At 39.3% G+C, this 12,235-nt stretch carries 9 protein-coding genes and 4 tRNA genes; 5 read left to right on the top strand and 8 right to left on the bottom strand.

Annotated elements, in window-relative coordinates:
• From H0S58_RS09140 to H0S58_RS09120, 5 genes are all read left to right on the top strand, one after another.
• Complete coding sequence (locus tag H0S58_RS09140) at positions 1-1,839, top strand: extracellular solute-binding protein (RefSeq protein WP_195726342.1); 1,839 nt, start codon at positions 1-3, stop codon at positions 1,837-1,839.
• 32 nt (positions 1,840-1,871) lie between these two features.
• On the top strand, positions 1,872-2,936 hold the full coding sequence (locus H0S58_RS09135; RefSeq protein ID WP_193890064.1) for a microcin C ABC transporter permease YejB: 1,065 nt from the start codon (positions 1,872-1,874) through the stop codon (positions 2,934-2,936).
• Positions 2,936-3,949, top strand: coding sequence for an ABC transporter permease (locus H0S58_RS09130; RefSeq protein ID WP_195726341.1), 1,014 nt, complete (start codon positions 2,936-2,938; stop codon positions 3,947-3,949). The genes H0S58_RS09135 and H0S58_RS09130 overlap by 1 nt, the downstream gene beginning before the upstream one ends.
• Positions 3,924-5,513, top strand: a complete 1,590-nt coding sequence (locus tag H0S58_RS09125) for an ABC transporter ATP-binding protein (RefSeq protein ID WP_195726340.1) — start codon at positions 3,924-3,926, stop codon at positions 5,511-5,513. The genes H0S58_RS09130 and H0S58_RS09125 overlap by 26 nt, the downstream gene beginning before the upstream one ends.
• A gap of 94 nt (positions 5,514-5,607) precedes the next feature.
• Positions 5,608-6,852, top strand: coding sequence for an NADH:flavin oxidoreductase/NADH oxidase family protein (locus tag H0S58_RS09120; RefSeq protein ID WP_195726339.1), 1,245 nt, complete (start codon positions 5,608-5,610; stop codon positions 6,850-6,852).
• Between the two features lie 222 nt (positions 6,853-7,074).
• On the opposite strand, the gene H0S58_RS09115 is transcribed toward H0S58_RS09120, so the two are convergent.
• The 8 genes from H0S58_RS09115 to pyrC form a co-directional block, all read right to left on the bottom strand.
• Positions 7,075-7,150, bottom strand: a tRNA-Glu gene (locus H0S58_RS09115).
• Between the two features lie 11 nt (positions 7,151-7,161).
• Positions 7,162-7,237: transfer RNA gene (locus H0S58_RS09110), tRNA-Glu, on the bottom strand.
• Positions 7,238-7,364: 127 nt separating this feature from the next.
• Positions 7,365-8,258 (bottom strand): hypothetical protein, encoded by an 894-nt coding sequence (locus tag H0S58_RS09105; protein ID WP_195726338.1) that lies wholly within the window; start codon positions 8,256-8,258, stop codon positions 7,365-7,367.
• 81 nt (positions 8,259-8,339) lie between these two features.
• Positions 8,340-9,758 carry an amino acid permease gene (locus tag H0S58_RS09100; RefSeq protein ID WP_193890054.1) on the bottom strand — a complete coding sequence of 473 codons (1,419 nt, stop codon included), beginning with the start codon at positions 9,756-9,758 and terminating at the stop codon, positions 8,340-8,342.
• A gap of 109 nt (positions 9,759-9,867) precedes the next feature.
• Positions 9,868-9,943, bottom strand: a tRNA-Glu gene (locus H0S58_RS09095).
• Between the two features lie 384 nt (positions 9,944-10,327).
• Positions 10,328-10,403 (bottom strand) — tRNA-Glu (locus H0S58_RS09090).
• Positions 10,404-10,422: 19 nt separating this feature from the next.
• On the bottom strand, positions 10,423-11,082 hold the full coding sequence (gene rnt, locus H0S58_RS09085) for a ribonuclease T (RefSeq protein WP_053579905.1): 660 nt from the start codon (positions 11,080-11,082) through the stop codon (positions 10,423-10,425).
• A complete protein-coding gene (pyrC, locus tag H0S58_RS09080) occupies positions 11,067-12,101 on the bottom strand; it encodes a dihydroorotase (protein WP_195726337.1) in 1,035 nt (344 codons plus the stop codon). The genes rnt and pyrC overlap by 16 nt, the downstream gene beginning before the upstream one ends.
• Between the last annotated feature and the right edge of the window lie 134 nt (positions 12,102-12,235).

Raw genomic sequence — 12,235 nt, 5'->3', positions numbered from 1 at the left:
ATGTCGTTTGCTATCTTAAAAGGGCGCGCATTTATAGGTGGGCTGGTTTTTTTAAGCCAAGCGCTCAATGCTGCTGTGCAAACGACACCTTATATTGCGATCCATAGTCAGCCTAAATATGCTGCTTTATCGGTCATGCCTTATGCCAATATTCATGCGCCTAAAGGCGGTTATTTAAGTCAAGCTAGCAATGGCACTTTTGACAATTTAAATAGCATGAATGGTAAAGGGAGTTCAACTGAAGGAATTGATCATCTATTTGATTCACTGATGGCCAATTCGCTGGATGAACCCGGTGTGATGTATCCATTACTGGCAGAGAAGGCAACCTTCGATCCTGATAAAACACGTTATGTCATTTTTCATTTAAATCCGAAAGCACGTTTTAGTGATGGAAGTGCAGTCACTGCACAAGATGTAAAATTTAGTTTTGATGCTTATCAAACCAAATCCAATCCGGGTTTACAAATGTATTTGGCAGACTTGGATACAACTGAAGTACTGTCCAAATATGCAGTCAAAATGAGTTTCAAGTCGGAAAATAACGCGGAAATGCCACTGATTTTGTCATCTTTGCCTATTTATTCCGCTAAAGATTGGCAAGGCAAAGATTTTACTCGTGTCACCATGCAACCTATTTTAGGTTCTGGTCCATATTTAATTGATCGGATTGATGCAGGTCGAAGTATTACCTATAAACGTAATCCAAATTATTGGGGCAAAGATTTACCTGTGAATAAAGGGCGTTATAATTTTGAACGCTTGAAGTATGTTTACTATCGTAATCTCGATATTGCATTTGAAGGGTTCAAATCTGGGCAATATACGCTGCATGAAGAATTTACTGCACGTAAATGGGTGACCGAATATGATTTTCCTGCGGTAAAAGCAGGAATGGTGGTGAAATATAAGTTTCAGCATCAAAATCCCATTCCAACACAAAGTTTTGTATTTAATACTCGGCGTGCCCCTTTTGATGACATTCAATTTCGTCAGGCCATTAGTAATGCCTATGACTTTGAATGGCAAAATAAAGCCCTTTTTTATGGGCAATATCAACGCTTACAAAGCTATTTTTCGAACAGTGAACTAGAAGCGAAAGGAATTCCAAGTCAGGCTGAAATGGCGATTTTGAAACCACATTTGACCCGATTAAGCCCCATTCAACGTCAAGGTGTATTGAAAAAATGGCAATATTCTGTTTCGGATGCCAGTGGTTTTAATCGAGCACATTTACTCATGGCACGGCAGCAGTTGCTTCAAGCAGGCTATCGGGTTAAAAATGGTCAATTACTGGATACTAAAGGCAAACCGATTCGTATTGAATTTTTGATTCATCAAGATGGATTGCAACGTACACTCATGCCGTTTATACGCAATATGAAACGCTTAGGTGTACAAGTGAGTATTCGTCATGTTGATGTACCCCAATATATTGAACGAATGCGAAGTAAAGATTTCGATATGACGACTAGTGTGATGCCGCAATCCTTGAATCCGGGCAATGAACAAGCGCAATTTTGGGGCAGTGCATCGGCAGATCAACCTGGAAATTATAATTATTCAGGGATAAAAAATCCTGTCATTGATACGCTGATTGAGCAAATTATTCAAGCACCTAATCGGGAGCAACTGGTATTGCGAACACAAGTTCTCGATCGTTTATTACGTGCAGGCTATTATCAAATTCCAACTTATGGTAAAGGTGAAAACTGGTTTGCATATTGGAATATGTATCATCAACCGAAAGTGAAACCCAAGCTCTCAGCGGGAATTGATTACTGGTGGAGCGATGCCGCACAAGCCAAAAAAGTAAACCAATATTTAAGAAAACAATAAGCAATTACCCAGACACAAGGAATATTGTTTCGATGGGCCTATATATATTAAAAAGACTACTGCTGATTATTCCGACGCTGTTTTTCATTTTATTGATTAACTTTATCGTGGTTCAAATTGCACCCGGTGGTCCAGTCGAACAAGCCATTCAACAAGCCGAAGCTTTTCAGGGTATTGGGGCAACAGGTGGTGAAACTGCGTCGACTCAAAGTCATTATGAGGGCGCCAAAGGTTTAAGTGAAGAAATGGTGGCAAAAATTAAAGCGCAATATGGCTTTGATGAACCTGCACCGACACGTTTTTGGAATATGCTGAAAAGCTATGCGAGTTTTGATTTTGGTACCAGTTTTTTTAAAGACAAACCTGTTACACAATTGCTTTGGGAAAAAATGCCCGTTTCCTTGTCTTTAGGCCTCTGGAGTACTCTGCTGATTTATTTGGTGTCTATTCCTTTGGGGATTAAAAAAGCACGTCAACATGGCATGTTTTTTGATAAATCAACTTCAATGTTATTGGCAATAGGATATGCCGTTCCAGCTTTTATTTTTGCAGTTTTATTGATTGTATTTTTTGCTGGTGGTTCCTATTTCCAGTGGTTTCCACTGCAAGGTCTGGTCTCGGACAACTTTCAGAGTTTAAGTTGGTTAGATAAAATTAAAGATTATTTTTGGCATATGACTCTCCCCTTAATTGCAATGGTGATTGGTGGATTTGCGGGACTGACCTATTTGACCAAATATTCTTTTATGGAAGAGCTGAGTAAGCAATATGTTTTGGCGGCTCGTTCCAAAGGTTTAACGGAATCGCGTGTGTTATATGGACATGTGTTTCGTAATGCCATGTTGATTGTGATTGCAGGATTGCCTGAGGCTTTGATTGGTATTTTCTTTGTCGGAAACTTGTTTATTGAAATCATCTTTAATTTAGATGGTTTGGGTTTGCTGGGTTTTGAAGCGATTCAACAACGAGATTATCCGGTCATTTTTGGTACATTGTTTTTATTTACCTTGATGGGCTTAATCTTACGCTTAATCAGTGATGTTTTATATCAAGTGATTGATCCGCGTATTAATTTTGATTCAAGAGGTGCTGAATAATGTCACCTTTAATACATGCGCGTCTACAACGATTTAAAGACAATAAATTTGGCTTTGGTTGTCTTATTTTATTTAGCATCATTTTAATATTATCACTGGCATCTGAGCTGATTGCGAACGATAAACCGCTGTTGGTTAAATATGAAAATACATTATATGTTCCTGTTTTTAAATCTTATCCAGAAACTGCGTTCGGTGGAATATTTGAAACTGAAGCAGACTATAAAGATCCTGTCGTACAACAGCTGATTAATGATAAAGGTTGGGCTGTTTGGCCGTTGATTCCATATTCTTATCAAACTCCAAATTTAGAATTGGCAGTTCCTGTACCTTCTGCGCCGACTGCACAAAATTGGCTTGGCACAGATGATCAAGGTCGTGACGTGTTAGCACGTATTCTTTATGGTTTACGGGTCTCGCTGCTTTTTGGTTTTGCTTTAACTTTTGCTTCCGCTCTTTTGGGGATTATCGTCGGAGCAATACAGGGCTATTACGGTGGTTGGGTCGACCTAATTGGTCAGCGCATATTGGAAGTGTGGGGAGGTTTGCCAACCTTATTTATGGTCATGATTCTGGTTAGCATGTTTACTCCAAGTGTGTACTGGTTATTTTTGATTATGCTATTTTTTGGCTGGACCACCTTAGTTGGACTGGTACGTGCCGAATTTTTGAAGGCACGAAATCTGGATTATGTACGTGCAGCACGTAGTTTAGGAGTGACAGATCGCACCATTATGTTTCGTCATATTCTACCCAATGCGATGAGCTCGAGTTTATCGCAACTCCCTTTTATGCTGACCGCCAATATCACTGCACTGACGGCATTGGACTTTTTGGGCTATGGCTTACCTCCTGATGCTGCATCACTGGGTGAACTTTTGCTTCAAGGGAAATCCAATTTAAATGCACCATGGTTAGCACTCTCAGGCTTTTTTAGCTTGGCCATTGTTTTATCTTTATTGATTTATATTGGGGAGGCGACACGCGATGCATTCGATCCAAGACGTCAGTAATTCAGACATCGTATTGTCGGTCAAACATTTAAAAATTCGGCATCAACAACAGGAATTGGTTGAAGATCTTAGTTTTGACTTACATTCAGGGGAAACCATTGCAATTGTAGGTGAGAGCGGCTCTGGAAAGTCAATTAGTAGTTTGGCTTTACTTGGGCTTTTACCGAAAAATTTAGAGGTTGATGGTCAAGTTTACTTGGGGCAACAAGATGTATTGCGACTTCAACCTGAGCAACTGAGACAAATTCGCGGTCATAAAATTGCCATGATTTTTCAAGAACCGATGACTGCTTTAAATCCATTACATCGGGTTGAAAAGATGATTGGTGAAACTTTATTGCTGCAAGGTTGGTCTAAAAAAAAGACCCAAGCACGCGTTATAGAACTGCTCAAGGATGTTGGAATCGCAGAGCCGCAAGATAAATTACGTCGTTATCCGCATGAGCTTTCGGGTGGGCAACGGCAGCGTGTCATGATTGCGATGGCGTTGGCACTTGATCCCGATATTTTGATCGCAGATGAACCGACAACGGCACTCGATGTAACCTTACAAGCACAAATTTTAGAGTTATTAAAATCATTACAACGCAGCCGAAATATGGCGATTATTCTGATTAGCCATGATTTGAATTTAGTTCATCGCTATGCAGATCAAGTGGTGGTGATGAAGCAAGGAAAAGTTGAAGAACAGGGTAAAGTTCATGATATTTTTACAGCACCCAAACAGGCCTATACCCGAAATTTACTCAATCATGATTTTGGCGAAGCTATACAGATTGCAGAGCAGTCAAATTTGCTGACGCTACATCAAGTAGGCGTTAAGTTCCCGATTAAAGAAGGATGGTTAAATCGGGTGAAAGACTATTTTGTTGCCGTTGAGCCTTTAAATTTAGAATTGGCGCATGGCGAATCGATCGGAATTGTGGGGGAAAGTGGTTCAGGTAAAACTTCACTGGCTTTGGCCATTTCACGTTTAATCAAAAGTGACGGTAAGATTGTATTATTGTCCACTGACTTAAACCAATGCACTGAAAAGCAATTACGCCCATTACGTGCCGAATTTCAGATGGTCTTTCAAGATCCATTTAGCAGCTTAAATCCACGGCTCAATGTAGAGCAAACCATCGGTGAGGGTTTAGGTTTGCATTCACTTTCTGGTCTTGAAATATCTCAACGAATTGATGAAGCTTTAGAAAAGGTCGAATTGCCGCATTCTTTTAGAATGCGTTATCCACATGAATTATCGGGTGGTCAACGTCAGCGTGTAGTACTGGCAAGAGCTTTGGTATTGAAACCAAAACTGCTGATTTTGGATGAGCCAACTTCAGCATTAGACCGTACTACTCAGCGTGCTATTGTTCAATTACTCAGACGTTTACAGCAGGAGCATCAGATTAGTTACTTGTTTATTAGTCATGATTTACATGTGGTGAAAGCACTGTGTCAAAAAATTTTGGTTTTGCGTCATGCACAGGTCGTAGAGTTTCAAAGTACAACAGCATTATTTTCAAACCCAAAAACTGAATATACTCAGCAATTGATTGCGGCAAGTCAGTATGTTTGAATTTACTGACAAGTCATATTGTCAGATTGAACATGATTGAATTAAAGAATAAGTTTAGACTGAATATAAATACAAAACCACTTGGAATATAACTATGAGTCATCTTGCTGAAGTCGCTACAATTCGCAATATCCCATTTAAAAATCGCATTATTAAAGGTGCGATGAGTGAAGCCTTGGCAAATCATGCAGGACAACCTAATCAATTGCATTTAGGTTTATATGAAGCATGGGCAAAAGGCGGTTTGGGTTGTGCAATTACAGGCAATGTTATGGTTGATTTCCGGGCGAAAAATGAACCGGGCGTAGTGGTGATTGAATCAGAACGTGATTTGGCTGAACTGAAAAAATGGGCAGAAGTGGGTAAGCAACATGGCATGGTGCAACTCATTCAACTGTCACATCCTGGGCGTCAGTGTCCGAAAGGTCTCAATAAAGAAACGGTGGCACCTTCTGCTGTGCCTTTTAGTCCCATGTTGGCGACCACTTTTGGTACACCTCGAGAATTACGTGAAGATGAGATTCAGGATATTATCCAACGTTTTGCAAAAGCTGCACAGGTATGTGAACAAGCAGGTTTTGAAGGCATACAGCTTCATGGTGCGCATGGGTATCTGATTAGCCAATTTCTATCACCACTGACCAATAAACGCCAAGATCAATGGGGTGGTTCGATTGAAAACCGAATGCGTTTTTTATTGGAAATCTATCAGGCTGTACGTGCAGTCACTTCAGCACAGTTTATTATTTCAGTTAAACTCAATTCTGCTGATTTTCAGCGTGGTGGCATTACTGAAGAAGAAGTTATTTATGTATTTAAAACCATAGATGCTGCTGGAATTGATTTAATTGAAATTTCGGGTGGGTCTTATGAAGCACCTGCCATGGCTGGGGTTAAGTCAGAAAAGCGTAAGGAAAGTTCGATTGCGCGTGAAGCTTATTTTCTCGATTTTGCAGAAAAAATTCGTAAACAAGTGAATTGTCATTTAATGGTAACAGGCGGATTTCGTACCGTTGAAGGTATGAATGCGGCTTTGGATAGCGGAGCCTGTGAGTTTATTGGAATTGCACGCCCATTAGCAGTAGAACCTGATTTAACCCAAGGTTTGATTGCAGGCCAAGATGTACGTTATGCGGTCGATAAAATTAAAACAGGTATTCCGATGATTGATAAAATGGCGATTATGGAAATCATTTGGTATGCCGCACAGTTTAAAGATATTGCTCAAGGCAAAAGCCCAAATCCTAAATTATCACCACTCAAAGTTTTCTTTAAATATGCCAAAGGTAATATTAGTGCGATGATCAAAGGTCGAGTTAACTCACGTCGAAGCGCTTAAATCTTTAAAAGATCAAAATAAAAAATCGTTTTGTCTTAATCAGATTGACATTAAAAAGACTGGTCTGTTTTAAGTCATGAATGCATTTTCGCCAAGTCAATATTTATTCTGAAAAACAAATATTGGCTTGGTATTTGAGAAATTTTTAAGGAAAAGTAAAATGAAATAAAAAAGCCTGATTCATCATGATCAGGCTTTTTGTTGAGATTTTAATCTCGAATATGGCGACCCTACGGGGATTCGAACCCCGGTTACCGCCGTGAAAGGGCGATGTCCTAGGCCTCTAGACGATAGGGTCATCTAAAAAATTGGCGTCCCCACGGGGATTCGAACCCCGGTTACCGCCGTGAAAGGGCGATGTCCTAGGCCTCTAGACGATGGGGACGTTTCAGAGGTGGGCGTATAATAGGGTGGATATGAAAAGCTGTCAAACCTTTTTCCAAGATAATCCTTAAAAAAACAATCAACTGAATAAAAATAAAACAAATACTGAGGGTTTGTCTAAAAACACGTTATTTTTCGTCTTTTAAACCATCTAAAATACTTTGAATCACGGCTGGATGTTGTAAATAACCTGCGATGCTATGTGGATTATGAATAAGCGTGGTAATCGCTTGATTAATGATTGCTGGTTTAAAATTAAAAGGGTCTGTCGAGAGTGGAAAGGCTGTTAAAAAATCGTCAGGTGAATAAAAATTAAACCAGTCACCTCGAAGTTGTGGAGGGCGAGCAATGGGCAAAGCTAATTTTTCTTGAATGACTTTAAAGGCCAAGGGAGAGCCTAAAGTAATGAAGCGTTGAATTTTAAAATTCGTAAATTGATGAAGCAAATTATAGGCAATCACAGTTCCCAATGAGTGTGCCACAATAATATGATCTTTATCGGAATGAATGTGATACATAATTCTTTGATGTACTTCATGCATAAAATCTGGATTGGATAAATAGAGATAGGTTTCGATTAAAAATTTATGGATTACAGTGTCATGTAATTTTGGATAATGATTTAAGAATAAACTTAGTTCTTTAAACGCATGATCTTTGGTTAACGCTGAAATAAGAGATAAGCGCTGCGTGAGTGACTTGGATTGACTGGGGTTGAACGTCGGAAGGACGGTAATTCTAGGTTTTTGCTCTTGTACAAATGTGGTGTTATTTCTTAAATGAAAAGGCAGATGTAAATGGGTCCAAGACTGAGGAAATAAGGTGGCTAAATCTAGCGTATTATATAAGTGATACTTACTCAATAAATCTCCGTAAAAAGGCATATTGATATCTAACGATGTGATATCAAAATTTTGTTGTGCATTATTTAAACCGATTTGGAATATGTTTAACCAATAATGTTTTAATGTTGCTTCATTATAGTTTTGTTGATTCATTCCATGAATAAAAATAATTTTCATACAGCGTCTATTTTTTTATAAATACTATTGTCTGTATTCAGCATAAAAAAAAGAGTGGGTTTTGACCACTCTTTTATAGCATTAATTTACTTTTCGGTAGAAAAGATAATAACTCAGGTAACAGCCTGCAATAAAAAGCAAACATCCAATAAAGCCTGGCAGCATTTCTGGATCGGTTGCCATACTAATGCCAGTAATAAAGCAGAACACGAAACCTAAAATAGGCACTATTGGGAATAAAGGTGCAGCAAAGCCCAATTCTTTCGCTGTACGGCCTTGTTTATACCATTGTCGACGGAAATTGAATTGACTCAAGCAAATGCTCATCCAAACAATGACCATAGTAAAAGCAGCAATACCCAAGAGATTTTTAAAAATAGTTTCAGGTGCAAATTGTTCAGATAATAAACCTGGAATTGCGCCAAACATGGTGACAATAATCGCAACAAAAGGAATACCACGATGATTTAATTTAGAGAACACCGCAGGCAGTTGTTTTTTGTCAGACAAAGACCACATCATTCGTGATGCCGCATATAAACCAGAATTGGCGGCAGAGAGCAGGGCGGTAATAATGACAAAGCGAATAATGTCTTCCGCATAAGGAATACCAATATAAGTAAATACAGTCACGAATGGACTACTACTCACCCCGTGCGCATCCAAACCTGCCAACTGATGTGGTAGCAGTGCACTAATCACCACAATGGTACCCACAAAGAAAATCAGGAGACGCCAAATCGCAGCATTGATTGCTTTAGGAACATTTTTGGCAGGATCTTGGGTTTCACCCGCAGCTACGCCAATTAATTCTGTTCCTGAAAATGCAAAATTAACAATCAACATGGTAGCAAAAATAGGGAACAGACCTTGCGGAAACCAACCCTCAGCAGTCAAGTTGCTAAATAAAGGGGCAGAGGTGTGACCGTGGAATGAAAGAACACCAAAAATGGTCAATAAACCTAAAATAATAAAACTGATCACTGTGATGACTTTGACCAAAGACAGCCAAAACTCAGATTCTGCAAACCATTTCGTAGAGCTCATATTGAGTCCAAAAATAATTGCTGCAAAAGTTAATGTCCAAATCCAAACTGAAATTTGAGGAAACCATTCCTGCATCAGCAAAGCTGCTGCAGTAAACTCAGTGCCTAAAGTTGCAGTCCAAGTTAACCAATATAACCAAGTGATCATATAGCCCGTGCCTGGGCCAATATATTTTTGCGCGTACGTTCCAAATGAGCCAGATTCAGGCATATGTACAGCAAGTTCACCTAAACACAGCATTACAGCATAGGCAATTAAACCACCTAAAATGTACGCAAGAATGGCACCTACAGGCCCCGTTTGTGCAATGACTTCACCCGAACCTAAAAATAACCCTGTTCCGATTGCGCCACCCAGCGAAATCATGACTAAGTGTCGAGTACTCATAGCGCGTTTTAATGGCGCAGAATTGCCCTGATGCGAAGCATCATTCGGAGTATGAGATGACTGCATAAGAGAAAAGAAAGAGAGAAAGGAAGCGAGCTATTGTAGTGAAAAACTACAAATCTGCAATGTAATAATAGTGAATAATGAAGCTTGAATGATCGTATGGCACGATATATGGCGACCCTACGGGGATTCGAACCCCGGTTACCGCCGTGAAAGGGCGATGTCCTAGGCCTCTAGACGATAGGGTCGTATTGAGGTGATGGGTATAGTATGGATTTTTCCCGAACCTGTCAAACTTGTGTAGCTGTTTTTTTGAAATATTGAATTAAGTGGATAAAAATTAACACTCTTACTTTAGAAAGTAAGTTTTCTTAATTTAAATTCAAGCTCATTTATAATCAAAGTGATTATTTTATAAAAAATCTAGGTGCAGATGAGGACGAAGATTAAGTAAGAATAAATTCATTGGAAAAATGATAAATATTAATCATGTCTAAATAGTAAATTGAAATTTTTAAAATAAACAGTCAGATGAAAAATTAAAATTATCTTAACTAGAGGGCAGAGGAAAAAGTATTTTGAATAATCTTTTTAATAATGAGTCGATTGAAATAGCAGGATTAAGAAATATATGGCGTCCCTACGGGGATTCGAACCCCGGTTACCGCCGTGAAAGGGCGATGTCCTAGGCCTCTAGACGATAGGGACGTATGAGGATGGCGGTATCTTATTGATCCGCCACCAGTGTGTCAAGTAAGTGAGGTGCAAGTTTGTTCAAAATATAGCAAAACAGTTCAGCTGTTTTCTGTGTGTCGTATAAGGCAGAGTGGGCTTCTTTGCCATCAAACTCAATTCCAGCTTGAATACATGATTTTGCCAACACTGTTTGTCCAAACATGACTGCACTTAAAGTCACGGTATCAAACACAGAAAAACTATGAAAAGGGCTCTGATTTTTAGTGCCTGTGCGGGTAATAGCTGCTTGTAAAAAACCAAGATCAAAATGTGCATTATGTCCAACTAAAACAGCATGGGTACAATTTTGCTGGCGACGAACCTCATTGACTGCTTTAAAAATACGCTTCATTGCGGTTTTTTCATCTTCAGCCATTGCGATTCGCATAGGATTTGAAGGGTCAATCCCGATGAATTCAAGTGAACGACGATCTAAATGCGCACCTTCAAATGGATTGATATGCGCATGGTATGCTTGACCTGGAACAAATTCCCCTTGTTCATTATAAACAATGGGAATGGCTGCAATTTCGAGTAAAGCATCGGTTTGTGAATTGAAACCTGCTGTCTCAACATCGACCACGACAGGTAAAAAGCCGCGAAAACGCTGACCCATAATGGGTAGGGTTACATCTGTCACACTTTTCTCCATGGAATGGTTTTACCTGCATAAAGCGGGATAATCTGTTCACCATCCAAGTAATCTAAACTTGTCGGAACCACTTGATCTTCTTTGACTAGGGTAATTGTATTGGTATTACGCGGTAGACCATAAAAATCTGCACCAAAATGGCTGGCGAAACCTTCTAAGCGTTCAATTTTACCCACTTGATCAAAAGCCTGAGCATATAATTCAATGGCCGTCGGTGCACTATAACAACCCGCACAACCACATGCATTTTCTTTAGCATCTTTTGAGTGGGGCGCACTATCAGTACCCAAGAAAAACTTAGGATTCGCACTAGTAGCTACTTCTAACAAAGTTTGTTGATGAGTTTGACGTTTTAAAATAGGCAAACAATAAAAGTGTGGTTTTATACCGCCAACAAGCATGTCATTACGATTAAACAATAAATGCTGAGGCGTAATGGTCGCAGCAACATTACGGTCTTGTTCAAGTACAAAATTGGCAGCTTCACTGGTCGTGATATGTTCAAGAACTAATTTAAGTTTTGGAAATTGTTTCAGTAAGGGAGCGAGCACTTCATCAATGAAGCGTTTTTCACGATCAAAAATATCGACATGCTGATGAGTGACTTCACCATGAAGCAGTAACGGAACTTGATGTTCTTCAAGTTGTTCAATTACAGCATAAACTTTACGAATATCACTGACACCGTTGTCTGAATTTGTCGTTGCACCAGCAGGATATAACTTGATGGCATTCACAAATTCCGAGTCTTTTATTTTTTTAACTTCACTCGGCTCAGTGTGATCGGTAAAATAAAGCACCATACGTGGGTCGAAATCTACCCCATCAGGTACATGCGCTAATATACGTTCACGATAAGCGATCGCTTCTTCTACTGTTTTTACAGGAGGAACAGTGTTTGGCATACAAATTGCGCGCGCAAACTGATTGGCTAAGTCAGGCACTGTTCGTTTTAAAGCAAGTCCATCACGAAGATGCGCATGCCAATCGTCTGGCTGGAGAAGAGTGATCGTATTCAAGGTCATTTCAATCAAAGAAATAAAACAAATGATAATCTATATAGGTTTAAAATGGTAACGCCAATTCAGGACAAATGGCGAGAGATATACCATTCTGAAGCCAAAAACTATGTTATTTTAAATATTAATAAAAA

It is taken from the genome of Acinetobacter sp. TTH0-4, assembly GCF_015602665.1.
GTDB lineage: Bacteria > Pseudomonadota > Gammaproteobacteria > Pseudomonadales > Moraxellaceae > Acinetobacter > Acinetobacter albensis.
Note: the sequence above shows the minus strand (reverse complement) of the source record. Positions and strands in the feature narration are given on the sequence as shown.